Raw genomic sequence first — 25,510 nt, 5'->3', positions numbered from 1 at the left:
ATCCTCCCAGCGCAGGGCGTGCGCCACCCAAACGCGGGGACGGTGCGCTCCGTCACTAGGGTCGGAACATGAGCGACTCGGAACGGCTCGGCGGCTTCGTCGAGGTCTGGTGGCAGGCGATCCACGACTTCACGGGCCTGCTGGAGGAGCTCACGCCGGAGGACTGGACACGCCCGACCGACCTCGCCGGCTGGGACGTCCTCGCGGTGGCGGCGCACGTCGCGCACCTCGAGGCCATGCAGGCCGGCCGGCCGCTCGAGGAGGTCGAGGTCGGCGACGCCCCGCACGCGCAGGGCCTGATGGGGGCCTTCACCGAGCAGGGCGTGGTGGCCCGCCGCGGCCACGGTCCCGACCAGCTGATCACCGAGATCCGCGAGTGCGCCACGGCCCGCCACACCCAGCTTCTCGACGAGCCGCCGCGCGACGGCTCGACCCCCGCGCCGGGCGTCTTCGGCGCCATCGGGTGGACCACCGAGGTGCTGCTCCGCAACCGGCCCCTCGACGTGTGGATGCACGAGCAGGACGTACGCCGCGCGGTCGGCCGTCCCGGCAACCTCGACGGCCCCGCCGCGGTCCACACGGCCGACTACCTGGCCGAGAGCCTGGGCTTCGTGCTCGGCAAGCGGGTCGGGGCCACCCCCGGCACGTCCCTCGTCGTCGACGTCGCCGGCCACCCGACCCGGGCGGTCGCGGTCGGCGAGGACGGCCGGGCCCGACCCACCGAGGTGCCGGCCGAGCCCACGACCCGGCTGGCGATGGACCGCGAGACGTTCATCGTCCTCGCCGGCGGCCGACGTACGCCGGAACCCGGGGCAGTCACCGTCAGCGGGGACGTGGCGCTCGGGCAGCGGGTCGTCGAGCTGATGGCGGTCACCCCGTGACGTGGTCGGGATCCTGGCGGCTGAGCGACCTGCCCGACCAGACGGGGCGGACGACGGTCGTGACCGGCTGCACCGTCGGCGGCCTCGGCTTCCACACCGCGCTGGAGCTCGCGCGCGCCGGCGGCGCCGTGGTGCTCGCCGGCCGGTCCTCGGACCGGCTCGCCGAGGCGGAGGCGGCGATCCTGCGTGAGGTGCCGACAGCGGTGCTGACGCCGCTCGTGGTCGACCTGGCCGACCTCACCTCCGTCAGGCTCGCCGGCAGCGAGGCCGCGACGTTCGGCCCGATCGACTGCCTGGTCAACAACGCGGGCGTGATGGCGCCGCCGTACTCCCGGACCGCCGACGGCTTCGAGCGCCAGCTGGGCACCAACCACCTCGGCCCCTTCCTGCTGACCGGTCTGCTGCTGCCCCAGCTCGCCGAGAGCGGCGACGGCCGGGTGGTGACGGTGTCGTCGCAGCTCCACCGGATGGCTCGCTCGGCCCCGCTCGACGACCCGCGCCAGCAGCAGGGTCGCTACCTGCGCTGGCCGGCCTACGCCGGCACCAAGCTCGCCAACCTGCTCTTCACCTTCGAGCTGGACCGTCGGCTCACCGCCGCCGAGCTGCCGGTGAGGGCCCTGGCCGCCCACCCCGGTTACGCCGGCACCCACCTGGTCGCCAACGGCCGGTTCGGCCGCTCCTCGGGCGGGGTCGCGTCGATCGTCGACGCGGCCAACCGCGCCCTCTCGCAGTCGGCCGCCGACGGCGCCCTCCCGCTGCTGATGGCGGCGACGGCCGAGCTGCCCGGCAGCACCTACTGCGGGCCCGGTGGCCCCGGCGAGGGCCGCGGCCTCCCCCGGGTCGTGGGCACCGGCCGCAGGGCGACCGACCTGACCGCCCAGCGAGCCCTCTGGGAGCTCAGCGAGCGGGCGGTCGGGATCACCTACCCCTGACCGTGCCCCCGCGACCGAAGTCGTCGCGGTGCCGACCATCGTCCGATGTGTCGCGGCCGAGGGCTGCCTAGCGTGGTGGCATGCAGACCTGGACGCTGACCGTCGACGGGCGCGAGCACCGCGTCACCGCGGCGGGAACGTTGCGCCACGCCGTGGAGTGGCAGGTCGACGGCGAGGTGGTCGCGCTCAAGAAGGCGGCCGAGGAACGGATCCGGCTCGAGGCCGACGACCATGGCTCGATGGACGTCCGCTTCTCGACGACCGGGTCTCCCCGCCGCGCCACGTGGCACGCCCCGGACGCCGACGCCGCGGGCCTGGCCGGGATCGGTGGCCTCGACCTCGAGCCCGAGCCGGGCTCACCCGCCGCGGCGTACGAGGAGCGGGTCCGCGCCCACCCGCGCCGCTACGCGACGATCCAGACCGCGGGCGGGGTCGGCAAGGTCGTCGTCCCGATCCTGTTGACGCTGCTGGTGATCACCCTGCCGTGGCCCTCGATCCCCTGGCCCGACCTGCCGTCGATCCCGCTGCCGGACCTGCCGGAGGTCCCGTGGCCGGACCTCCCCGCGATCCCGTGGCCCGACCTCGACCTCCCCGACTGGCAGCTGCCCGGGTGGGTGCGGTGGGTGCTCGACAACGCCACGTACGTCGTGCCGATCGTCCTCGCCTTCGTGCTCGCCCGGGTCGAGCTCCGCCGCCGCCGTCACCAGGACGAGCTGCGCGAGCAGCGGCGTCGGGAGCTCGACGACCGGGACCAGGACCAGGCCTAGAGGAGGCCGCTGATCTGGTCGCGCAGCTGCTGCACAGCCAGCACCAGGAACACCAGCGCCGTCGCCGCCATCAGCACGTTGGAGAAGAGCTTGTTGCGCCACCGGCCCGGCACCCGGTCCGAGTTGAGGATCAGCAGCAGTGTGATCGCGAGGAACGGCATGAAGAGCGCACCGAGCACGCCGTAGAGGAGGATCAGGTAGAACGGCTCGCCCATCAGCAGCGGCACGATCGGCGGGATCGTCAGCCACAGGATGTAGCCCTTGTAGGCCGTGCCGTGCGGGCCGCGCTCGACGTGGTCCTCGGGCAGCTTGCGGACGTGGCCGAGGAAGTCGGCGAACATCATCGAGACGCCGTTCCAGACCCCGACCAGCGACGACATCGCCGCGGCCCAGAAGCCGATCAGGAAGATCGTGCCCGCGGCGGCGCCGTAGCGGTCCTCGAGCACGTTGCCGAGGTCGAGCAGCCCCTGCTCCCCCTCGGAGATCGCGATGTTGGCGGAGTAGAGCAGCTCGGCACCGACGATGAGGGTGGCGACGACGAAGAGGCCGGTCACGAGGTAGGCGACGCCGTTGTCGAGCCGCATCACGCGCATGTGGGACTCGGTGCTCCAGCCCTTCTCACGCACCCAGTAGCCGTAGGCCGCCAGCGTGATCGTGCCGCCGACGCCGCCGGCCACGGCGAGGGTGGTGAAGAGCGCGCCGTCGGGCACCATCGGCGCCAGCCCGGTGGCGAGCTCGGGGAGGTTCGGCACCGTGAGCGCCGCGGCCATCACCATCGCCACGAACATCAGCCCCACCAGGGCGGCGCACACCTTCTCGAAGAAGCCGTAGCGGCCGCTCCACACCAGGGCGAGGCCGAGCAGCCCGGAGATGATCCCCCACGCCTCGATCGGCAGGAACGGCAGCAGCGAGGCCAGCGGCAGCCCGGTGCCGGCCATGGCGGCGGCGCCGTAGACGAAGCCCCAGATCACGATGTAGGGGGCGAAGTACCAGGTCGTCCAGCGACCCAGCGAGGCCCAGCCCTCGTAGATGGTGTGCCCGGTGGCGAGGGTGTAGCGACCGGCCCCCTCGACGAGCACCACCTTCATCAGGCACCCGATCACGACCGCCCAGAGCAGCGCGTAGCCGTAGTTGCTGCCGGCGATCAGGGTGGCGACGAGGTCGGCTCCGCCGACTCCGGTGGCGGCGACGACGATGCCGGGGCCGATGAGGGACCAGCGGGGCTTGGTCTCACGGGTCGACGGTGCGGACGAGGTGTCCATGACTGCTCCTTGGCCGAGAACGGGGGCGCCAGCACCGTACCCGAGACGCTCGGCGGTGGTGGCGGGCCAGCCCGCAGGCCATGATGGCGACATGCCTCCCGAGAGCCGCGCCGGCCAGCCCGCCACCGAGTCCGACCTCGTCGACGTCGAGGCGTTGCTGGCGGCGTACGCCGACCGGCAGCCGGACCCCGACGACGTCGACCAGCAGGTCGCGTTCGGCACCAGCGGCCACCGGGGCACGTCGTTGCGGACGTCCTTCAACGAGCACCACATCCTGGCGACGACGCAGGCGATCTGCGAGTACCGCCGCGACCAGGGCTACGACGGCCCCCTCTTCCTGGGCCGCGACACCCACGCCCTGTCCGAGCCCGCCTGGCACACCGCACTCGAGGTGCTGCTCGCCCACGACGTCCGGGTCATGGTGGACAGCCGCGACGGCTTCACCCCGACCCCCGCCGTCTCGCACGCCATCCTGCGCGCCAACGGCGGCCGCACCACCGGCGCCGGCCTCGCCGACGGGATCGTCGTCACGCCGTCGCACAACCCGCCGGGTGACGGCGGCTTCAAGTACAACCCGCCCCACGGCGGCCCGGCCGACAGCGACGCCACCTCGGTGATCGCCGCCCGCGCCAACGAGCTGATCCGCGACAGGCTGCGCGGGGTGCAACGGGTCGCCGACGTGTCGGGCGCCGGGCGCTACGACTTCCTGGCGGCGTACGTCGACGACCTTCCGCAGGTGCTCGACCTCGCCGCGATCCGCGACGCGGGGGTCCGGATCGGCGCCGACCCGCTCGGGGGCGCGAGCGTGGCCTACTGGGGCGAGATCGCCGACCGGCACGGGCTCGACCTCACCGTCGTGAACCCGGAGGTCGACCCGACCTGGCGCTTCATGACCCTCGACTGGGACGAGAAGATCCGGATGGACTGCTCCTCGCCCTACGCGATGGCGTCGCTGATCGCGCGCCGCTCGGAGTACGACGTCGCGACCGGCAACGACGCCGACGCCGACCGCCACGGCATCGTCACGCCGGACGTCGGCCTGATGAACCCCAACCACTACCTCGCCGTGGCGATCGGCCACCTCTTCGGCGGGGCGCGACCCGGCTGGCCGACCTCGGCCCGGATCGGGAAGACGCTGGTGTCGAGCTCGATGATCGACCGGGTCGCAGCCGCGGTCGGCAAGCCGATGGTCGAGGTGCCGGTGGGCTTCAAGTGGTTCGTGCCCGGCCTGATCGACGGCTCGTTCGGGTTCGGCGGCGAGGAGTCGGCCGGCGCCTCCTTCCTCCGCCTCGACGGGACGGTCTGGACGACCGACAAGGACGGCATCATCTTGGCGCTGCTCGCCTCGGAGATCCTCGGCCGGACCGGCCGCAGCCCGAGCGAGCACTACGCCGACCTCGTGGCCGAGCACGGCGACCCGGCGTACGCCCGGATCGACGCCCCGGCCGACCGCGCCCAGAAGGCCAAGCTGGCCGCGCTCTCCCCCGAGGACGTCACGGCGACCACGCTCGCGGGGGAGCCGATCACCGCGCGGCTCACCGAGGCGCCCGGCAACGGCGCCCGGATCGGCGGGCTCAAGGTCACCACCGAGAACGCGTGGTTCGCCGCCCGCCCGAGCGGCACCGAGGACGTCTACAAGATCTACGCCGAGTCGTTCAAGGGGCCCGACCACCTGGCCGAGGTGCAGGCCGAGGCGCGCGAGGTGGTCTCGGCGGCGCTGGGCTGAGGACTACCCCACCCGCCGGGTCTCGGTGAAGAGCGCCGAGTAGGCGTTGAGGGCGGGCTGTCCGCCGAGGTGGGCGTAGAGCACGGTCGAGTCGCGGCCGATCTCGCCGTCGCGCACCAGGTCGACCAGGCCGGCCATCGACTTGCCCTCGTAGACCGGGTCGAGGATCACGCCCTCGAGCTGCCCGGTCAGCCGGATCGCGTCGAGCGTGCTCTGCACCGGGATGCCGTACGTGTCACCGGCCCAGCCCTCGAGCACCGTCAGCTCGTCCTCGCGCAGGTCACGGGGGACGCCGATGAGCTCTGCCGTACGACGGGCGATGCGCTCGACCTGGTCACGGGTCTTCTGCAGCGTGGCCGACGCGTCGATCCCGATCACCCGGCGCGGCCGGCCGCCGGCGGCCTCGAGGTCGGCGAAGCCCGCGATCATGCCGGCATGCGTGGACCCGGTGACGGTGCAGACCACGACGGTGTCGAAGAAGACCCCGAGCTGTTCCTCCTGCGCCGCGACCTCGTGGGCCCAGCGGGCGAAGCCGAGGCCGCCGAGGCGGTGGTCCGAGGCGCCGGCGGGGATGGCGTACGGCACGCCGCCGCGTGACCGGACGTCCTCGATCGCCTGCTGCCAGGAGTCGCGGAACCCGATGTCGAAGCCCGCCGGGTCGAGCCGCACCTCGGCGCCCATGATCCGGCTGAGCATGATGTTGCCGACGCGGTCGTTGACGCTGTCGGGCCAGTCGACCCAGCGCTCCTGCACCAGCACCGCCTGCAGCCCGAGGTGGGCGGCGACGGCGGCGACCTGCCGGGTGTGGTTGGACTGGTAGCCACCGATGCTGACCAGGGTGTCGGCGCCGCTCGCGAGCGCCTCGGGGACGAAGTACTCGAGCTTGCGGGTCTTGTTGCCGCCGTAGGCGAGACCGGCGTTGCAGTCCTCCCGCTTGGCCCAGACACGGGCACCACCGAGGTGGTCGCTGAGCCGGTCGAGAGGGTGCACCGGGCTCGGCCCGAAGGTCAACGGGTGGCGTGGGAAGTCGGCGAGAGCCATGTCAGGTCCTGTCGGTGGGAAGGGAGTGCCAGGTGTCGAAGGCGACCGCCGCGGCGGCCTCGGCCTCGCCGGCAGCACAGAGCCGGAGCAGGTCGTCGTGCCGGTCGATCGAGTCGCGACCGGCGAGAGACGAGAAGCGCAGCCGCTCGGCCCGTCGTACGACGGGGGTGTACTGGTCGAGCACCGCGGCGACGGCCCGGTTGCCGCTGACCTCGACCGGCACCCGGTGGAGCCGGTCGTCGGCGGCCAGGGCGGCCGGGACGTCGCCGGCGCGGATCGCAGCCGCGAACTCGGCCGCCGCCTCCTGCATGGCCCGCAGGTGATCGGCGGAGAGCCGGCCGACCGCGTCACGCACCGCCACCTCGTGCATCGCCGCGACCACGTCGCGGGCGTCGCGGACCGCTCGTGCGTCCAGCGAGCTCACCACGGTCGAGGTTCCCGGACGGGCGACCACGAGGCCGGCCTCGGCGAGCATGAGCAGGGCCTCGCGGACCGGTGTCCGGCTCACGCCCAACCAGCTGGCGAGCTCCTGGTCGCGCAACGTCTCACCGGGTGCGAGGGCACCGCCCACGATCGCCTCGCGCAACCGCACCAGCACCTCGTCGCGCAGCAACGAGCGCGGGACAGCGGCCTCGGCGGTCAGTGGCATGCAATATATTAGACGCAGGCGACGTCGAAGGAGACAACCCCTGCGGGCGGATCCGTCAGCAGATCCAGCGCCCCCGGTGCATCACCCGGCGCACCCGCAGGTCCTCGTCCAGGGCCACCAGGTCGGCATCGGCACCCGGCCTCAGGGCGCCGGTGCGGGCGAGCCCGTGCAACCCGGCCGGCGTGGCAGTGGCGGCACGGACCGCGTCCTCCAGGCGGAGCCCGGCGGCCCGCACGGCGTAGCGCACCGAGGTGGCCAGCGTCGCCGTCGACCCGGCGAGGGCACCGCCCGGGAGCCGGGCGACGCCGTCGCGCACCTCGACCCCGAGCGCCCCCAGCCGGTAGTCGCCGTCCTCCGCGGCCGCGGCTGCCATGGCGTCGGTGACCAGCACGGTGTGGTGCGGCTTGGCGGCGGCCGCGAGGCCGATCATCGCCGGGTGGACGTGCACGCCGTCGGCGATCAGTTCCACGTGGGCGTCGGGGTGCTCGAGGAGTGCCGCCACGGGTCCGGGCTCGCGGTGGTGGAGGCCCCGCATGGCGTTGAACAGGTGGGTGCCGGCGGCCGCCCCGGCATCCAGCGCGGCCCGCGCCTGGTCGTACGTCGCGTCGGTGTGGCCGATCGCCACGACGACCCCGGCTGCGACGAGGCGGCGGACCGCCTCGGTCGCCCCGGGCAGCTCCGGCGCCAGCGTGACCATCCGCAGGTGGCCGCGGGCCGCCTCGACGAGCCGGTCCACCGTGGCGGCGGTCGGGGTGCCGAGCAGCGCCGGGTCGTGGGCACCGGGGTGGTGCGGGCTCAGCCATGGCCCCTCGAGGTGCACGCCGGCGAGCAGGCCGTCGTCGACGAGGTCGGCCAACCGCCCTGCCGACCGCACCAGCCCGTCGACCGTGTCGGTGACCAGGCTCGCCAGCAGCGTGGTCGTCCCCTGCGCCCGGTGGGCGCGCACCACCTGCTCGACCGCGGCCGGGTCCCCGCCGTCGAAGGCGGCTCCCCCGCCACCGTGGACGTGGCTGTCGACCAGGCCGGGCACCAGCGTCGATCCGACGAGATCGACGTCGGCCACGCGTGGCGGGGCTCCGGCGCCGACGTCGGAGATCGTGCCGCCGACCACGTGCACCCAACCCGGCGCGAGCACCCGGTCCGGCGCGACCAGCCGGTCGGCGCGCAGCACCAGGTCGGCCATCAGAGCACCCGGCGGATCGCCTCGGTCGCCGCGGCGAGGTAGCGGTCGACGACCTCGCGCTCGGCGTCGCTCAGGCCCCGGTCGAGCTCGTCGAGGGCGGCGAACATCGGCATCAGGTGGCCGAGCACGTCCCGGCGACCGGACTCGGTCAGGACCACCTGCGTCCGTCGGCGGTCGGCCTCGTGGGGCACCCGCTCCACGTGCCCCCGGGCGGCCAGCCGGTCGACGATGCCGGAAGCGGCGGCCGAGGTGACCCCGAGGTGCCGGGCGAGCTCCCCGGGCCCCCACGCCTGACGGGTGAGCATCTCGAGGGCGGTGAGCTCGGTGTGGCTCAGCTCGGCACGCCGCGCCACGGCGGGACCGCTCTGCTGCGCGACGTCGAGGAGGCGTCGGAGCAGCTGCAGGGTGGAGGTCCCCATCGCCTGCTCGACGTCGTCCGGCGACATTCCCGACTGGATTTCGCTCACCAACTTAGTTAATTTGGTTACTCACCTGCTGAGCGATCCAGTCTACTCAAGGAGCCGTCCCGTGTCCCGGACCTCGACCCCCCGCGTGCTCCGTCCCGGCGTCGCCGTGACCGTCGCGCTGCTCGCGCTGCTGCTGTCCGGGGCCCTGATCGGTGCGGTCGGGGAGGCCGAGCGCTCACCCTCCGCCACCGACTCGCTGCCCGACGGTTACGACTCCACGACCGTCACCGAGCTCTCCGCCGAGCTGCCCAGCGGTGAGGGCTCGGTCGCCCTGGCGCTGTTCACCTCCGACGACGGCACGCTCGACCGGGCCACCCTCGCCGAGCTCGAGACGGTCTACGGCTCCCTCGTCACGGAGGCGACCGCCGGCGCCGAGGGCGGTCCCCCGCCCGGCACCGAGGGCGGCGGCCTCCAGGTCAGCGAGGACGGGACGGCCGCCATCGGCGTGGTCCCGGTGCCGGTCGAGGGTGCCACCGAGACCGCCGACGTGGTGGCCGACCTCCGCGGCGTCCTCGACGCCGACGTCCCCGACGGCGTCACGGGCAGCCTCACCGGGCCGGCGGCGATCGAGGCGGACCTGGCCGGGGTCTTCGACGGGGCCGACCTCACGCTGCTCGCCGCCACGGCGACGGTCGTCGCGGTGCTGCTGATCATCACCTACCGCAGCCCCTTCCTGTGGCTGGTCCCGCTCGCGGTCGTCGGGATCGCCGACCGCGTCGCCGCGGTCGCCGCCACGCACACGCTGGCAGCCTTCGAGGTCGCCTGGGACGAGTCGACCGTCGGGATCCTCAGCGTGCTGGTCTTCGGCGCGGGCACCGACTACGCCCTGCTGCTGATCAGCCGCTACCGCGACGAGCTCCGTACCCACGACAACCGCTACGCCGCGATGGCGGCAGCCGTCCGCGGGACCGCCGAGGCAGTGCTCGCCAGCTCCACCACGGTCGTGCTCGGCCTGCTGACGCTGCTGCTGTCGGTCGTGCCGACCACCCGCGGGCTGGGCCTGGCCTGCGCGGTCGGTGTCGTGGTGGCGGCGACCTTCGCGCTCGTGGTGCTGCCGTGCGCGCTCGTGCTCTTCGGCCGGTGGGTCTTCTGGCCGCTGGTGCCCCGGGTCGGACAGCCCGTCCTGGTCGACTCCCGGAGCTCGCTGTGGCGCCGACTCGGCGACCGCGTCGCCGGTCACCCGGCCCGGTTCGCCACCGTGGCGGTGCTGCTCGTCGCCGGGCTCGCGACCGGGCTCACCCAGGTCGAGCAGGGCCTCTCGCAGTCCGAGCAGTTCCTCGAGACGCCCGAGTCCATCGTGGCGGCCGAGCGGCTCGGCGAGTCCTTCCCCGCCGGCACCGTCGACCCGACCGTGGTGCTGACGCGTTCCGACGCCGAGGAGGTGCTGCGGGCCGCGGAGCAGACCGACGGCGTGGTCTCGGCCACCCCGGGGGCGTCCTCGGACGACCTGGCCCGGATCGACGTCGTCCTGGACGCACCGGCCGGCTCCGAGGCCGCCCAGGCGGCGATCGTCGAGCTGCGCGGCGAGCTGTCGTCGTACGACGACACGTGGGTCGGTGGCAGCGAGGCCCAGGCCGTGGACGCCATCGCCGGGGCCGAGCGCGACCGGCAGCTGCTGATCCCGCTGATCCTCGCGCTGGTGCTGCTCGGGCTCACCCTGCTGCTGCGCTCCCTGGTGGCGCCGTTGCTGCTGGTCGCGACCGTGGTGGGGACGTTCTTCGCCGCGCTCGGGGCGTCGTGGTGGATCTACACGGGCGTCTTCGGGTTCGAGGCGATCGACGTCGGCGTCCCGCTGCTGGCGTTCCTGTTCCTGGTCGCGCTCGGCGTCGACTACAACATCTTCCTCGTGACCCGGGCGCTGCAGGAGGCCGGCAGCCACGGGGTGCGCGAGGGGATGCTCCGGGCACTGACCGCCACCGGCGGGGTCATCACCAGCGCCGGGATCCTGCTCGCGGCTGTCTTCGCGGTGCTGGGCGTGCTGCCGCTGGTGGTGCTCGCCCAGCTCGGGATCGTGATCTTCGTGGGCGTCCTGCTCGACACCCTCGTCGTCCGCACGGTGCTGGTCCCGGCCCTCGCGCTGATCCTGGGTGAGCGGTTCTGGTGGCCGCGACGGGTCACGGGCCGGGCGACGGGGTCCAGCGCCGTCGGGGAGGACGCGGTGGCATCAGCCGCTGTCCGGACGGACCCGCAGGAGCAGGCGTCGCCCCGGTGACGAGGCCTGGGCCGCCCAGGCCTCGGCGACGTCCTCGAGCGGCCGGGTGACGTGGTCGACGAGGAGCCGGCCGGCGGCGAGGTGGCCGAGCACCTCGCTGTAGCGCTCCCGCCGCAGGGACAGGTCGTCCATCGCGGTGGAGATCGCCCGGACGACGGCACGGTGCCCGCGCAGGGGGACCGACGGCATCTCGACGCTGGTCCCGGCGGCCTGACCGACGTTGACCAGTCGTACGCCGAGGTTGCCCGCGGCCAGGGCAGCGACCGCCGGCTCGCCCCACAGCGGGTCGACGACGACGTCCACACCTCCCCCGGCCGCCTCGCGGAAGGCCGCGGCCAGGTCGGCCACCGACCGGCCGTCGAGCTCGACGGCGGCGTCCGCGCCCAGCACGGCGACGGCCCGCCGGAGCTGTTCGGGGTTCCGACCGGCCGCGACGACACGACCCGCACCGCGAAGCCGGGCGAGCTGGACGGCGACCGCCCCCACGGCGCCGGTGGCCCCGAGGACGAGCACCCCCTCCCCGGCGCCGAGGTCGGCCAGGTCGAGCGCCCGCGCCGCCGTGATGCCCGCGACCCCGAGCGCGGCCGCGTCGTCGTCGGCGACCGAGGCCGGCAGCTCGACCATGCTCTCGTCGTCGACGACCACCTGCTCGGCGAGCGCACCGTTGCCGCCGTAGCCCGGGTGGCCGAGCTCGAAGCGGACCCGGGTCCCGGCCGGGAGGTGGTCGGACTCGAGCACGCGCCCCACGCCCTCCACACCGGGGACGTAGGGCACCTGCGGCGGGCCCTGGAAGAACCCTCCCGAGGCCACGTGGAGGTCGATCGGGTTGAGCGCTGCGCAGGTGACCGCGACGAGCGACGACGCGCGCTCGGACGGCGGTCGTGCCGGGGCGTCGCCGTGCTCGATCGGGAACCTGGGCGGGACGGTGGTGGCCCGATCCGGGTACGCGAAGGTGCCGAACAGAGGAGGACTGCCGACCTCGCGGACGGCGGCCGCCCGCATGCCTCCGGTCACGGTGCCGGCTTCTCCCCGACCGGCGCCGCCTCGGCGATCGTGGCGTCCTCGACCTCGGTCTCCGACACCGTGCCGCCGAAGTACATGGTCGCGAGGTCGGGATCCGAGAGGATCTCGGCGGCAGGTCGCTGCGTGATGACCTTCCCGCTCTCCATGACGATGCCGTCGGTGGCCATCCTCATCCCGAACCGCACGTTCTGCTCGACCAGCAGGATCGTCTTGCCACTCCGGCTGAGCACCATCACCGACTCGTACAGCACCTGCAGTGCCTTGGGGTCCAGCCCCAGCGACGGCTCGTCGAGCAGCAGCAGGACGGGGTCGAGCATCAGCGAGCGCGCGAACTCCACCATCCGCCGCTGGCCGCCCGAGAGGTTGCCGGCGTTCTCGTTGCTGCGGTCGGCGACGATCGGGAACAGCGAGGCGACCTCGTCGTAGCGCTTCTTGATGAGCGCCTTGTCGCGCCGGATGATGTACGCGCCCAGCAGCACGTTCTCGCGCACCGTCATCGTCGGGAACAGCGCGTTGGACTGCGGCACCTGCGAGACGCCCCGCTCCAGGATGGTCGCCGCGGAGAGGGTGTGGATCGGCTCGCCCTGCAGGTGCACCTCTCCCAGCCGGGGCGTCAGCAGGCCGCTGACCGTCTTGAGGACGGTGGACTTGCCGGCACCGTTGGGCCCCACGATGCAGGCCACCGACCCCTTGGCCACGGTGATGTCGACTCCCTGCAGCACGTCTCCGCCGCCGTACCCGGCGACCACGCCGTGCATCCGCAGCATGGGCTCCTCGCCCGGGGTGCCCGTCATGGCTGGACCGCCTTCTCCTCGGCCACGAAGTCGTCGCCCAGGTAGGCGTCGATCACCGCGGGATCGCTCTTGATCTCGTCCGGCGTCCCCGACGCCATCGTGCGGCCACGGCCCAGCACGTGCACCGGGTTGCACAGGCCGAGCACGAACGGCATGTTGTGCTCGACGATGAGGAACGTCTTCCCGTACGAGTTGAGCTCCCGGATCATCTCGCCCATCCGGTCGATCAGCACCGGGTTGATGCCGCCGGCCGGCTCGTCGAGCAGGATCAGCTTGGGGTCGAGCATCAGGATCTGCGCCAGCTCCACCAGCTTCTGCTGGCCGAACGAGAGCGCGCGCGCCGGCTGGTCGCGGAAGTCGCGCATCCCGACGAACTCCAGCAGCTCCTCGGCGGCCCGCGCCTCCTTGCCGCTGACCGCGATCCGGCCCAGGCCGGACACCGAGAAGGAGCGCTGGACGGCGACGACGTTCTCGAGGACGGTCATCTCGCGGAAGAGGCGGGTGATCTGGAAGGTACGGCCGAGGCCGAGGTGCGCGCGCGACCACGACGGCTTGCCGTCGATGCGCTCACCGCCGAGCCAGATCTCGCCGGACTCGGCCCGGATGGTGTCGTCGATCAGGTTGAACAGCGTCGTCTTCCCCGAACCGTTGGGCCCGATGAGCCCGGTGATCGAGCCCTCGGGCACCGAGAACGAGGCCCCGTCGACCGCCTTGACGCCACCGAAGTGGCGCTTGAGGTCCTTCACCTCGAGGAGCGGTCGGTCCGGCAGCGTGCTGCGGTCCACGAGCTCGACCCGGTCGGTGAGCGAGGCGAGGCTGCCCCCGGTGCCGATCCGGGCTCCGACCAGGCCGGCCCGGCCGCGGGTGCGCAGCCAGTGCAGGAACGACTCGATCGCGGGGAGGATGCCCTTCGGCAGGAAGATGACCACCGCGACGAGCAGCCCGCCGAACAGGAAGAGCCGGATGTTGCCGCCGCCCCACTCGTTGTTGGCGGTCTCGTTGAGGTACTCGACCAGGAAGGCGCCGAGCACCGGGCCCCAGAGCGTGGCCTTGCCGCCGATCAGCATCGACAGCACCAGCTGGACGCTGACCAGGATGCTGAACATGCCTCGCGGGTCGATGAAGGTCAGGTAGTAGCCGTAGACCGCGCCGGCCATGCCGACGAACACGGTGCTGGCCATGAAGGCGATGATCTTCTCGGTCGGCAGGTTGATGCCGATCGTGGCCGCCTTGCTCTCGTCCTCGCGGATCGCGATCAGGCCCATGCCGAGCTTGGAGCGCCGGATCCACCACGTCATGAGCAGCTGCAGCGCCAGGATCGCTACGAGCACGTAGTAGAACGGCAGGTTGCCCAGCTCGGGGTCCCAGTCGGGCAGCGGGAGCGTGAGCCCGGCGGTGCCGTTGGTCAGGAAGTCCCAGTTGACGGCGAAGACCTGGACGAGGAAGAGGAACGCGACGGTGATGATCACGAACGCCGGACCGCTGGAGCGCAGGGAGACGAACCCGAGCACCAGGGCGACGACGGCCGTCACCAGGCCGGCGACGGGCACGAACAGCCAGGGACTGGACTCGGGCATCCGGGTCGCGAGGACGCCGATCGTGTAGCCCCCGAGGCCGATGAAGGCTCCCTGTCCCAGCGAGATGTAGCCGGCGAACCCCGAGATGATGTTCAGCCCGCTGGCACCGATCGCGAAGACCAGCGCCAGGATGATCATGTTCTGGTAGTAGAGGTCGTCGCTGGCCAGCGGGAAGACGACCAGCAGGATCCCGGCCACGAGCGCGATCGCGCGCCCCGTCCACAGGACGGGATCGCGACCGGGACGGCGGTGGCCGGAGGAGTCGGCAGGGTCGCCGTTGTCGCCGTCGTTGCTGGTGGCCACCGGGGTGGTCGTGCTCATGTCGCGACCGCATCCTCTCGAAGTCGGGTGCCCATCAGGCCATGCGGCCGCACCAGCAGCACGGCGAAGACCACGGCGTACGGGACGGCCGTCGCCCACGAGGGCGACCAGTACGCGGCGGTGAAGGTCTCGGCGAGGCCGAAGAGCACCGCACCGAGGACGGCTCCGTTGAGGCTGCCGAGGCCCCCGAGGACCACGATCGCGAGGAGCCGGGCGATCCACTGGTAGTGGGAGCCGGGGACGAACGGGTAGAGCACCCCGGTGATCGCTCCGGCCGCCCCCGCCGCGGCGATGCCGAGGGCGAACACCAGGGCCGCGACAGCTGCGACCTTGATGCCCACCAGCTCGGCCGACGACGGGTTGCTCGCGGCCGCCCGGATCGCGCGGCCGAGCCACGACTTGGTCAGGACCAGCCACAGCAGGACCAGCACCAGCACCGCGATCAGGCCGCCGTACACCTGCGCCTTGGGCAGGAAGAGCCCGGCGAAGGTGAACGACTCGTCGGCGTACGACGGCCTGATCGCTGTGGAGTTGTTGCCCCAGATCTCGCCCATCGCACCCTCCAGCACCAGGGCCAGGCCGAAGGTGAGCAGCACGGTCGACGACATCGGGGCCGTGCGGATCGGTGAGACGACCACCTTGTAGGTGACCCACCCGAGCGCGAACACGATCGGGGTCGTGATCACGATCGCCAGGAGCGGGTCGATGCCGTAGGCGTCCCACAGCGAGAAGGTGATGAAGCCCGCCAGCACCACGAACGCACCGTGGGCGATGTTGATCACCTTCATGACCCCGAAGATCAGGGTCAGACCGCTGGCTGCGAGGGCGTAGACGCCGCCGAGCAGCAGCCCGAGGGCGAGGGTCTGGAGCAGCTGGGTCATCAGCCGGTGCCTCCAGGCTGCCAGCCCTGGATGAAGGTGTCGGTCGTGGCGATGCTCTCGGGGAGGACGAACTCCACCGAGTCACCCTGCCACTGACCGATCAGGAACTCGCCCGTCGGGGAGCCGTCCTCGTTCCAGCTGAGGTCACCGAGGATCGTCTCGACCGAGTTCTCACGCAGCCAGTCGGCCATCGCCGTCTGGTCCTCGAGGTCGCCCACGGCCTCCACGGCCGCGGCCAGCACCTGGCCCGAGGCGAAGGCGTCCGCGGCGTCCTCCGGCGGCTCGCCGCCGAACATCTCCTCGTACTTCGCGACGAACTCCTCGTTGCCGGGGGTGTTGGCCTTCGGGGAGTGGCTGATGCCGAAGAGGATGCCCTCGGTGTTCTCCGGGCCGATGGCGTCCGCGTACTGCTCGCCCAGCGAGGGAGCGGTGGTCTGGTAGAGCCACTGCGGCTTGAAGTCGGCCTTGAGCATGGCGCGCACCATGCCGACACCGTCCTCGAAGACCGAGCCGTGGACGACGACGTCGGCGTCCTCGCTCTTCATGGAGGTCACGATCGAGTCGAAGTTCTTGGTGTCGATCGCGTACGTCTCGGTGTAGACCGTCTCGATGCCACCGGCCTCCATGATCTCGCGCATGCCCTCGACGGCCGGCAGGGCGAACGGGTCGTCGATGCTGGGGTACGCGGCCGTCTCGGGCTTCTCGCCCTCGGGGAGCCCGGCGAGGTACTCGGCGAACAGCTTGCCCTGCAGGTCTGCCGTCGCCTGCTGGGTGAAGAAGAGGTACTTGAAGCCCCGGCTGAACATCTCCGGGGAGCCGCCCGCCGGCTCGACGTAGAGCATCTGGTTCTTCTCGGCCACGGCCGACGCGGGCAGGTTGAGCAGCGAGGAGAAGGTCCCGAGGAGGAGGTCCACCTCTTCCTGGCTGATCAGCGCGTTGTAGTCGGCCACGATCGTGTTCTGGTTGGAGGCGTCGTCCTTGACGACGAGCTCCACGTCGCGGCCGAGCAGGCCGCCTTCGGCGTTGATCATCTCCTGCCAGACCTCGTAGCCCTGCTGGGCCGCCAGTCCCGGCTGGGAGAACTCGCCGGTCAGGGGCAACGAGGTCCCGATCCGGATCGGTCCGTCCTCGCCGCCGCCGCTGCCGCCGTCATCGCCGCCGCACGCGGCGAGGCCGACGGCCAACACACCCGTCAGGGCCGTGGCCACCAGGCCGCGGCGCCGGAAGATCTTCGCCATACTTCCTCCTCGGTGAAGCCGCAATCGATTGCGGCATCCTCAGTGTTGTGATGCGGCCCACACCGTGTCAAGGGGGCGTGACCGATTTGACGCTGACCGCTCCCCGATTGATGCAAACGGTTGTGGATCGAGCCCTTCAGTGGGGAAGGGCCGCCAGCCGCTCGCGCATCCAGTCCGCCATCATCGGCCGCACCGCGGCCGAGAGGTTCGAGCAGCCGTGGTTGCCGTCGTCGTAGGCGAGCAGCTCCGAGCCGGCGGTGGCCTCGGACTGCTGCCGCGTCTGCTCCCACGGCACGAGCCGGTCGAGCTTGCCCGTGACGTAGAGCGCCGGGACGTCGATCCGCTCGCACACCCCGGTGAGGTCGAGCAGGGCCGCCCGGTCACGCGCCTCCCCGGAGGAGGTCGCGTGCGACTTCACCGTCCACGTCTCCCGGGTCATCGGTGGCAACGAGTCCCACAGGTCACCCCAGCGGTAGGGGCCGGCCATGGCCACCATGGCCCGGACCCGCGGCTCGTGCGCCGTCACGCGCGGGGCGTAGTACCCGCCGAGGCTCACGCCGTAGAGACCCGTGCGGGCGAGGTCGAGGTCGTCGCGGCCGGCGAGCACGTCGAGCAGCGCCGACACCGCGACCTCGTAGTCGTGGCGCGCCGGCAGCAGGGCAGCCGTCTCCCCCTGCCCGGGACCGTCGAGCGACACCGTCGCCATGCCGCGGTCGAGGAAGGACTGCTCGAGCCAGAAGAACTCCTCCTTGGTGGAGTCGAGCCCCGGCACCAGCACGACGAGCGGCGGCCGCGGCACCCCGGGAGGCCGTCGCAGGTTCGCCACGACCTGCTCTCCGTCCAGGGGGACGGCGACCCGCTCGGCGGTCGGGTCGAGGTGGGCGTGGGCGTGGTACATCGCGGCGACCGCGCGGTCGCCCGCCGCGGCGGCGAGGTCCCTGTCCACCATCCACACGAACTTCCCGAAGTGGTGGCACACCGCCGCCCGGAGCCAGGCGTGGCCGGCGCTCAGGGACCGGTCGCGCGCCTCGCACTCCTGCGCCTCGCGCTCGTGCACCGCGGCGGTCCTGCTCCACTCGGGGAGCCAGTCCTCCCACGACGAGACCCGGGCGGTGGTCGCGACGAAGTCGTTGTAGTCGACCCCGTTCTGGATGAACCTGGGCGCCCAGTGCTCGAGCGCGGCGGCGACGCGTGCGTCGGTCATCGGATCACGCTCCCGCTCGTGCCGCGACGACGTCGGCCAGCTTCGACCCGCGGTCGTCGAGGATGACTTGGGCCGCGTTGCGGCCCGGGGCACCGGTGATCGAGCCGCCGGGGTGCGTCGTGGCTCCTGTCTGGTAGAGCCCGCGGATCGGCGTCCGGTGCTGCCCCCAGCGGGGCGCGGGGCGCAGCGCACCGATCTGGGCGATGCCGCGCTCGCCGCCGTGGAAGGAGCCGTCGACCATGTGGGGGTTGCCCTTCTCGATGTCGCGCGGGCTCTTCACCAGCCGGGAGAGCACGTGCTCCTCGGCGAGGTTGGGCACCAGCCGGCGTACGTGCGCCAACTGTCGTTGCGCGTGCTCCTCCTTCACCTCCTCCCACGGACGGCCGTCGTCGGGGTCGGGCCGCTGCATGCTCAACAGCTTCACGGTGTGGTGCCCCTCGGGCGCCCGGGAGGGGTCCACCAGCGTGGGGGTCGCCACCAGCAGCCAGGGCACGCCGGTGACGAACTTGCCGTCCTTGAGGTCGCGGCCGTACTGGACGACGTCCTCGAGCCAGCCCACGGTGCCGGCCGAGACGGCCGACTGCGAGGCGTCCTCGGTCTCGAACACCGGGGCCGCGTCGGTGGCCAGGTAGACCGCGAACGCCGAGAGACCCAGGTCGTAGGTCGAGATCCCGTAGAGCCAGTCGTCGTCCCACGCCTCGGTGGGCGCCATCTCGGTGAGGTGCTTCACGTGGATGGTGGAGACCACGCCCTCGCGGGCGCGGTAGACCTCGCCCGAGGCCGTGCGCACCCCGACGCACCGGTCGCCCTCGAGCACCAGCTCGGTCACGGTGGTGTCGCAGACGACCACCCCACCGAGGTCCTCGAAGGCTCGGACGAGGGCGGCCGTGAGCGAGCCGGACCCGCCGCGCGGGATCGTCCAGCTGCGCTTCTGGCGGCCGGCCTGGATGGAGATCGCGAGCATCCCGGTGCCCCCGGCGTCGATGGGCTGCGCGGTCTGGAAGGCCTGCCAGGCCAGGTACGCCTTGACGTGGCGGCTCTCGAACTCCCGGTCGATGACGTCGGCGGCGGTCATCATCCGGCGGCGCAGCCAGCGCCCGGCCCGCGGGTGCGCCTCGAGCGCGGCGGGGAGAGGGGTGCCGTAGCCGGGCGGGGTGAAGTTGGCGTCCCGGAGCAGCCCGGAGATCTCGCCGTAGTCGGTGATCATGCGGCGGTACGTCTCGGCGTCCGCGCGCGAGTGCCGGGCGAACTGCTCCACGGTCCGGTCGAGGTCGAGCCAGCTCGTGAACGAGCTGCCGTCCGGCAGCACGACGTGGGCGATCGGGTCCGGCATGTCGTACGTCAGCCCGTAGTCGGACAGCAGGCCCAGCTCGTCGTCGGCGAGCAGCGGGTTGGCCTGGATGAGCGTGTGGCCGGTCGAGCAGCTGTCGAAGCTGTAGCCCGGGCCGAGGAGCTCCTCGCTGGCCGCACCTCCCCCGGGGATGCTGCGGGCGTCGAGCACCAGGCACTCGTAACCGGCCCGGGCCAGGTAGGTGGCGGTGATCAGGCTGTTGTGCCCGCCTCCCGCGATCACGAAGTCCACGGTCTCGCTCATGCTGGGCCTCCCAGGTGGGCGCACCAGGGCGCCGCAATCGATTGTGGCGATCCTAGGCCCAGAGTGACGCGGCTCACAAGAGTCGTTTACCGACAGGAGAAATGATTCTTCTCCTCCGGGTCAGCCCAGGGTGCGCCCGACCCACGAGAAGCCCTCGGGCATCGCCATGTGCTCCTCGAGCAACCGCTCTGCCCGGACGGCGTCGCGGTCCAGCGCCGCGTCCAGGAGCGCCCGGTGCTCACCGGCCACGTCGCGCTCCGACTCCTCCGGGTCGGCGACCCAGAGGCGGTGCAGCTCCGCGGAGTCCCAGAACCGCTCGCACACCTCCAGCATCAGGGAGTTGCCACAGGCCTGGAGCAACGCCCGGTGGAAGGCGGAGTGGGCCCTCGCCCACTCCGGGTTGCGGCGGTCGGGCTGCTCCGCGGACTGCCGGGGCTCGCGGGCCAGCCGGTGGTGGGCGGCCACCACGTCGGACTCCCAGTCGAGGTCGCCACGACTCACCGAGAGCCTCAGCGTGATCCCCTCGACCAGGCCCCGGGCCTCGACGACCTCGGCGAAGGACTGCTCGGACAGGGGCGTCACGCAGTAGCCGCGGTTGCGCTCGAGCCGCACCAGACCCTGGGTGGAGAGCAGGCCAAGCGCCTCGCGCATCACCCCGGCGCTGACCCCCAGCCGGCGGCCGATCTCGAGCTGCTTGAGGCGCTCGCCCGGCTGCACCTGCTGCTCGAGGATGTCGGCGCGCAGCTGCTCGTAGACCTCGAGGGCCAGACTGTCGCTGTCACCACGCCGTGCCACGGCCAGAGTCTAGCGCCGGAATCGATTGTCGGGTCAGCGCGCCAGGAGGGCCGCCAGCGCCTGCTCGGTCTCGCGGACGACCTGCTCCTCGTCGATGTCGACGAGCCGCCCGCCGCGCTTGCGGATCCGTCCGTCGACGATCACGGTGTCCACGTTCTCCGCCCCGGTCGCGAGTGCGAGCGTGTTGGGGACGTCGGTCACCGGCGCGGTGCCGATGTCGTGCTCCCGGACCAGGATCAGGTCGGCCCGCTTGCCCGGCGTGAGCGAGCCAACGACGTCGCCGAGCCCGAGGCTGCGGGCGGCGTCGACGGTCGCCATCTCCAGGACCCGGCGGGTGCTGATCGACAGCTCCTGCTCGGCGATGCCGCGGTGCAGGCCGGTCGTCAGCCTGAGCACGGACCAGAGGTCGGCCGACCCCGTGAGCGGGAGGGTGTCCACCGACAGGGTCAGCAGCAAGCCGCTCGCCTCCATCTCGGGCACCGGCGTGACGCCGTACCCGATGAGGAGCTCGGACCAGGGGCTGATGCTGACCGAGGCACCGGTCTCGCGGACCAGCGCCCGCTCGGCCTCGGTGGTGTAGAGCGCGTGGATCAGCTGGGTGTCCGGGGTGAGCATCGACTGCTCGCCGAGCTGCCGGATCATCCCGAGCGCGCCCTGGGCGCGGGTCGAGTTGGCGTGGTAGCTGACCGGGATGCCGAGCTCGCGTGCGGCGTCGTACTCGGGACGGAAGACCGACTCCGGCGCGAGTCCGGGCGGTCGGCCCGCGAGCCCGAGGTGCATCAGGGGCAGCCTGCCGGACGCGAACCACTCGTCCTGGACCCGGGCGATGTCGGCGAGGTCGATGATCTGCGTCAGCGGGTAGCCCTGCGGGGTGCCGTAGGAGAAGCGGCCGCGCAGCCCGATCTCCTCGTGCGCCTGCAGGTTGCCGTCCGCGTGCTCGGGCGAGCGCAGGTTGTGGGCCCAGTCGTGGACCGTGGTGATGCCGGTGTTGAGGGCGTCGACCAGCCCGAGCCGGGTGCCGTGGAAGAGGTCGGAGGGGAGGCAGCGCACGCCGTTGCGCACGTTGAGCGCGAAGTACGCCGTCTCCGGCGAGGAGCTCGACATCGACCGGTAGAGGGTGGTCCACAGGTGCCAGTGGGTGTCGACGAGGCCCGGCATCGCGATCATGCCGCGGCCGTCGACCTTGGGAGCGCGGACCTTCAGCCCCCGGCCCACCGCGACGATCTCGCCGTTGCGAACGTGCACGTCCCCGTCGGGCAGGTCGCCGATCGTCGGGTCCATGGAGATGACGTGGGCGCCGGTGACGACGAACTCGCGGTGGCGGTGGTCGCGGCGCTGCCCCCGGCCTGCCGTCGCCGGCGCGGCCACCCCCGTGGCCGTCCCGAGCGCGCCGGCCGCAGCCGCCCCGCCCAGCACGGACCTCCTGGTGATCTCCATGGTGTCTCCCTCTCGCAGGACTGCCCCGAGCCGGACGGCTCCGGGCTCAGGCGAGCAGCCGCACCGGCCGCTCCAGAAGCTCCGTGAGCACCGCCAGCCAGCGTGCCGCCACGACACCGTCGACCGGCCGGTGGTCGACCGAGAGGGTCAGCGTCATGACCTTCCCCGCGACCACGGCGCCGTCCTCGACGACCGGCTCCTCGCGGACCGCACCCACCGCGAGGATCGCGGCGTGGGGCGGGTTGATGATGGCGGCGAACTCCTCGACGCCGTACATGCCCAGGTTGGTGACCGTGATCGAGCCGCCCTCGAGCTCGGCCTGCTTCAGCCGGCGCTGCCGCGCCCGGTCGGCGAGGTCGCGCACCACTGCGGCGAGCGTCGTGATCGGCAGGCTGCCGACGTCACGCACGACCGGGGTCAGCAGGCCGTGCTCCGTCGCGACGGCGACGGCCACGTCGGCCGCCCGGTGCACGCGGACCGCCTCGGACGTCCAGGTCACGTTGAGCTCGGGCACCCTGCGGTGGGCCACGGCGACGGCCCTCACCACCAGGTCGTTGACCGAGACCCGGACCTCGGCGCCGTCGTTGAGCTCCTCGCGCAGGGCGAGGAGCCGCTCGGCGCGGACGGTCGTCCGGAGGTAGAAGTGGGGTGCCTGCTGCTTGCTCGCCACCAGTCGGTCGGCGGTCAGCCGACGGGCCCGGGTGTGCGGCACCTCCTCGTACGCCCCTCCCACGTCGGGCCGGAGCGGCGCGGCCGTCTCCGGCGGCGAGGCCGAGCGGTGGGCGATCGCAGCCTCGACGTCGCGTCTCAGCACGCGATGGCGGGGCCCGGTGCCGTCGATCTCCTCCACCGGGATGCCGGCCTCGCGCGCCATCTTCCGCGCCAGCGGGCTCGCGAACACCCGCCCGTTCGGCGCCGGCGGCACCGGCGCAGGTGTCTGGTCGGGCGTGGGGGTGGGGGTGGTGACCGGCCCGGGCTCGGGTACGGGGGACCCCGAGCCCGGGTCGGTGTCTGGGACGTCCCGGCGGTCCGGGACGACGGGGGCGGAGGCTTCGGCGACGCCCAGCTCCCTCAGGAGGGCGTCGAGGTCGTCGACCTGCTCGCCGGGGCTGCCCAGGACGGCGATCGGCGCGCCGACGTCGACCTGCGCCCCGGGCGGGACCAGCGTCTTGAGCACCACGCCGGCGGCGTCGGCCTCGACGTCGACCAGCGCCTTGTCGGTCTCGACGGTGGCCAGGGCCTCGGCGGCGGCGAACTCGGCGTCCTCGGCGACCAGCCACTCCGCGAGCACCGCGGCCGTGGCGTCCGCCGAGACGCCGGGCATCCGCATCACGCGCGGCACCTCAGTACCTCGCGATCTCGGCGAGCTCGGCGATGACCTCGTCCTTCTGGGCGATGGCCGCGCGCTCCAGCACTCTGCTGATGCTGGGCGAGGCCTCGGCCCCGGTCACCCGGCGGACGGGCGCGTCGAGCAGGTCGAAGAACCGGCGGTGGATCTCGTCGGCCAGCCAGCCGCCGTACGACGTGCCGACCGCACCCTGCTCGGCGATCAGCAGCTGGTTGGTCCTGGTGAGGGATGCCTCGATGGTGTCCCAGTCGATGCTGGCCCGGTCGAGCCAGCGCAGGTCGATCACCTCGGCGTCCACCTGCCCGAACTCCTCGACCGCCTCGAGGACGTACGGCACCATCCCGAGGTAGGTCAGGATCGTGACGTCCGTGCCCGCTCGGCGCACGGCCGCCTTGCCGACGGGCAGGCAGTAGTCGAGGTCGTCGACGGGTCCGGGACCGGTCGAGGTGTAGAGGTCGACGTGCTCGAGCACCACCACGGGGTCCTGGCAGCGCAGGGCGGAGTTCATCAGCCCGACGTAGTCGTAGGGCGTGGACGGCGCGACGATCCGCCAGCCCGCCGAGGTGGCGAGGATCCCCGCCGGATCCATCGAGTGCTGGGAGCCGTAGCCGGTGCCCATCGCGACCTTGCTGCGCAGCACCAGGGGCACGCCGTTCTCGCCGCCGTACATGTGGCGGGCCTTGGCCACCTGGTTGAAGAGCTGGTCGGCCGCGACCCACATGAAGTCGGCGTACATGAACTCCACGACCGGGGTGAAGCGGCCGTCGAGGGCCACGCCGCAGGCGAGCCCGGTGAAGGCGTTCTCGCTGATCGGGGTGCCGAGCACCCGCCCCGGGAAGCGGTCGGCCAGGCCGCGGGTGGCGCCGTTGGTGCCGCCGTTGAGGCGGTGGACGTCCTCGCCCATGACGACCACACCCGGGTCGGTCTCCATGCGGCGACCCATCACCGCGGCGACGGCGTCGATGAAGCGGGTCTCCTCGACGTCGACCGCGAAGCCGTCGGGCGCGACCACGGGGGCGTCGTCGAACTCGCCCAGGTCGCCGCGAACGCCGACGTCGACCCACGTCGGGTCGGGCCACTCCTGCTCCTTGATCCGACGCTGGCCGGGCTTGCCCCCGGGGACGGGCTCGAGCAGCTCGGAGCCGACCTGCTCCATCACCTCGCGCGCCTGCGCGGCCGCTCGCTCGGTCTCCTCAGGCGTCATCAGCCCCAGCCGCTGCAGCTGGGCCGCGGTGGTCACCAGCGGGTCGCGCTCGCGCCAGGCCTGCTCCTCGGCCTTGTCGCGGTAGCCGAAGGCACTGCCCGCGAAGCCGCCGTTCTGGTGGAAGAAGCGGTAGGTGTCGACCTCGACGACCGTGGCGCCGCGGCCGCGCCGCATGTGCTCCACCGCCTCGGTCATCGCGAGGTGCACGGCCAGCGGGTCCATCCCGTCGACGCGCCACGAGGCCAGGCCGAAGCCGGCGCCGCGCCCCGACAGCCGCGGGTCGGCGGTCGCCTCGGCGACCGAGGTGGAGACGGCGTACTGGTTGTTCTCGACGAAGAAGCAGACCGGCAGCGACCAGGCGCCGGCGAGGTTCATCGACTCCAGGGTCGAGCCGATGTTGGCGGCGCCGTCCCCGAAGTAGGTGACCGCCACCGCGTCGGTCCCGGACCGCTGGTGGGCGAAGGCGAAGCCGGCCGCCTGCGGCACCCCGCCGCCGACGATGGCGTTGGTGCCCATCGCCCCGGCCTCCTTCCACTGCAGGTGCATCGACCCGCCCCGGCCGTGGCTCCACCCGCGGTCCAGCCCGCAGATCTCGGCGAGCGTCCGGAGCAGCACGTCGCGGGCCTCCGGCGACGGCGGCGCGAGCGGGTCCATGCCCTTGGGCTCGACGTGGTGGAGCGCCTTGGCGAGGAACTGGTGGTGGCCCCGGTGGGAGCCGTTGACGGAGTCCTCGCTGGTGAGCGCCAGCACCGAGCCCACCGCGCCGCCCTCCTGCCCGATGCTCGAGTGGGCCGGCCCGTGGACCAGCCCGGCGCCGGCGAGCTCGAGGACGTACTGCTCGAAGGCCCGGATCCACACCAGCTGGGCGTAGATCGTGCGCAGCAGCCCGGGGTCGGCGACGTCCCAGTCGGCGTCGGTCGCGACCATCTCCACCCAGGGTGCGGCGGGCTGGAGCGGGTGGTGCTGAGGCATGC

Annotated in this window: 21 protein-coding genes; 5 read left to right on the top strand and 16 right to left on the bottom strand. The window is 72.7% G+C overall.

Features of this window, described 5'->3' with window-relative positions; genetic code table 11:
* The first annotated feature begins 68 nt into the window (after positions 1–68).
* From EXE57_RS13380 to EXE57_RS13370, 3 genes are all read left to right on the top strand, one after another.
* Entirely contained in the window at positions 69–881 is an 813-nt protein-coding gene (locus tag EXE57_RS13380; protein WP_135078287.1) for a maleylpyruvate isomerase family mycothiol-dependent enzyme, read from the top strand.
* A complete protein-coding gene (locus tag EXE57_RS13375) occupies positions 878–1,813 on the top strand; it encodes an oxidoreductase (RefSeq protein WP_135078285.1) in 936 nt (311 codons plus the stop codon). Before EXE57_RS13380 ends, EXE57_RS13375 begins: the two co-directional genes overlap by 4 nt.
* Positions 1,814–1,893: 80 nt before the next feature.
* A complete protein-coding gene (locus EXE57_RS13370) occupies positions 1,894–2,580 on the top strand; it encodes a hypothetical protein (RefSeq protein WP_135078283.1) in 687 nt (228 codons plus the stop codon).
* Here EXE57_RS13370 and EXE57_RS13365 read toward each other — a convergent pair.
* A complete protein-coding gene (locus EXE57_RS13365) occupies positions 2,577–3,842 on the bottom strand; it encodes an Nramp family divalent metal transporter (protein WP_135078281.1) in 1,266 nt (421 codons plus the stop codon). The genes EXE57_RS13370 and EXE57_RS13365 overlap by 4 nt on opposite strands.
* A 91-nt stretch (positions 3,843–3,933) precedes the next feature.
* Between EXE57_RS13365 and pgm the strand changes: the two genes are divergently transcribed.
* Positions 3,934–5,568, top strand: a complete 1,635-nt coding sequence (gene pgm / locus EXE57_RS13360) for a phosphoglucomutase (alpha-D-glucose-1,6-bisphosphate-dependent) (RefSeq protein ID WP_135078279.1) — start codon at positions 3,934–3,936, stop codon at positions 5,566–5,568.
* Between the two features lie 3 nt (positions 5,569–5,571).
* On the opposite strand, the gene EXE57_RS13355 is transcribed toward pgm, so the two are convergent.
* From EXE57_RS13355 to EXE57_RS13340, 4 genes are read right to left on the bottom strand one after another with little or no spacing between them, the layout of a single operon-like run.
* The gene (locus tag EXE57_RS13355) at positions 5,572–6,609 is read right to left on the bottom strand and encodes a 1-aminocyclopropane-1-carboxylate deaminase (RefSeq protein WP_135078278.1); all 1,038 of its coding nucleotides are present in this window, start codon (positions 6,607–6,609) and stop codon (positions 5,572–5,574) included.
* Between the two features lies 1 nt (position 6,610).
* Positions 6,611–7,258: a GntR family transcriptional regulator gene (locus EXE57_RS13350; protein WP_135078276.1), complete on the bottom strand. Its 648-nt coding sequence runs from the start codon at positions 7,256–7,258 to the stop codon at positions 6,611–6,613.
* 55 nt (positions 7,259–7,313) lie between these two features.
* Positions 7,314–8,441 (bottom strand): N-acetylglucosamine-6-phosphate deacetylase, encoded by a 1,128-nt coding sequence (gene nagA / locus EXE57_RS13345; RefSeq protein WP_135078274.1) that lies wholly within the window; start codon positions 8,439–8,441, stop codon positions 7,314–7,316.
* Positions 8,441–8,908, bottom strand: a complete 468-nt coding sequence (locus tag EXE57_RS13340) for a MarR family winged helix-turn-helix transcriptional regulator (RefSeq protein ID WP_244246827.1) — start codon at positions 8,906–8,908, stop codon at positions 8,441–8,443. The genes nagA and EXE57_RS13340 overlap by 1 nt, the downstream gene beginning before the upstream one ends.
* Positions 8,909–8,969: 61 nt before the next feature.
* Here EXE57_RS13340 and EXE57_RS13335 point away from each other — a divergent pair, with 61 nt between their 5' ends.
* Complete coding sequence (locus EXE57_RS13335; protein WP_135078272.1) at positions 8,970–11,120, top strand: MMPL family transporter; 2,151 nt, start codon at positions 8,970–8,972, stop codon at positions 11,118–11,120.
* On the opposite strand, the gene EXE57_RS13330 is transcribed toward EXE57_RS13335, so the two are convergent.
* The 11 genes from EXE57_RS13330 to EXE57_RS13280 form a co-directional block, all read right to left on the bottom strand.
* On the bottom strand, positions 11,073–12,134 hold the full coding sequence (locus EXE57_RS13330) for a quinone oxidoreductase family protein (RefSeq protein ID WP_135078270.1): 1,062 nt from the start codon (positions 12,132–12,134) through the stop codon (positions 11,073–11,075). The genes EXE57_RS13335 and EXE57_RS13330 overlap by 48 nt on opposite strands.
* Positions 12,131–12,937, bottom strand: coding sequence for an ABC transporter ATP-binding protein (locus EXE57_RS13325; protein WP_135078268.1), 807 nt, complete (start codon positions 12,935–12,937; stop codon positions 12,131–12,133). Before EXE57_RS13325 ends, EXE57_RS13330 begins: the two co-directional genes overlap by 4 nt.
* On the bottom strand, positions 12,934–14,835 hold the full coding sequence (locus EXE57_RS13320) for a branched-chain amino acid ABC transporter ATP-binding protein/permease (RefSeq protein WP_135078265.1): 1,902 nt from the start codon (positions 14,833–14,835) through the stop codon (positions 12,934–12,936). Before EXE57_RS13320 ends, EXE57_RS13325 begins: the two co-directional genes overlap by 4 nt.
* Positions 14,832–15,716 carry a branched-chain amino acid ABC transporter permease gene (locus EXE57_RS13315; protein ID WP_135078263.1) on the bottom strand — a complete coding sequence of 295 codons (885 nt, stop codon included), beginning with the start codon at positions 15,714–15,716 and terminating at the stop codon, positions 14,832–14,834. The genes EXE57_RS13320 and EXE57_RS13315 overlap by 4 nt, the downstream gene beginning before the upstream one ends.
* Positions 15,716–16,954: an amino acid ABC transporter substrate-binding protein gene (locus EXE57_RS13310; protein WP_135078261.1), complete on the bottom strand. Its 1,239-nt coding sequence runs from the start codon at positions 16,952–16,954 to the stop codon at positions 15,716–15,718. The genes EXE57_RS13315 and EXE57_RS13310 overlap by 1 nt, the downstream gene beginning before the upstream one ends.
* Before the next feature lie 136 nt (positions 16,955–17,090).
* Positions 17,091–18,158, bottom strand: a complete 1,068-nt coding sequence (locus tag EXE57_RS13305) for an alpha/beta hydrolase family protein (protein ID WP_135078259.1) — start codon at positions 18,156–18,158, stop codon at positions 17,091–17,093.
* 4 nt (positions 18,159–18,162) lie between these two features.
* The gene (locus tag EXE57_RS13300) at positions 18,163–19,752 is read right to left on the bottom strand and encodes a phytoene desaturase family protein (RefSeq protein WP_135078257.1); all 1,590 of its coding nucleotides are present in this window, start codon (positions 19,750–19,752) and stop codon (positions 18,163–18,165) included.
* A 120-nt stretch (positions 19,753–19,872) separates the two neighbouring features.
* A complete protein-coding gene (locus tag EXE57_RS13295; protein ID WP_135078255.1) occupies positions 19,873–20,547 on the bottom strand; it encodes a GntR family transcriptional regulator in 675 nt (224 codons plus the stop codon).
* Between the two features lie 33 nt (positions 20,548–20,580).
* Positions 20,581–21,984: an amidohydrolase family protein gene (locus EXE57_RS13290; RefSeq protein WP_135078253.1), complete on the bottom strand. Its 1,404-nt coding sequence runs from the start codon at positions 21,982–21,984 to the stop codon at positions 20,581–20,583.
* Between the two features lie 46 nt (positions 21,985–22,030).
* Positions 22,031–23,314, bottom strand: coding sequence for a dihydrolipoamide acetyltransferase family protein (locus EXE57_RS13285; RefSeq protein WP_244247092.1), 1,284 nt, complete (start codon positions 23,312–23,314; stop codon positions 22,031–22,033).
* 13 nt (positions 23,315–23,327) lie between these two features.
* A complete protein-coding gene (locus tag EXE57_RS13280) occupies positions 23,328–25,508 on the bottom strand; it encodes an alpha-ketoacid dehydrogenase subunit alpha/beta (RefSeq protein WP_135078248.1) in 2,181 nt (726 codons plus the stop codon).
* Between the last annotated feature and the right edge of the window lie 2 nt (positions 25,509–25,510).

The sequence above is a fragment of the Nocardioides euryhalodurans genome (genome assembly GCF_004564375.1).
Taxonomy (GTDB): Bacteria; Actinomycetota; Actinomycetes; order Propionibacteriales; family Nocardioidaceae; genus Nocardioides; species Nocardioides euryhalodurans.
The sequence above is the reverse complement of the archived record's forward strand: the minus strand, read 5'-3'. Positions and strand labels throughout refer to the sequence as shown.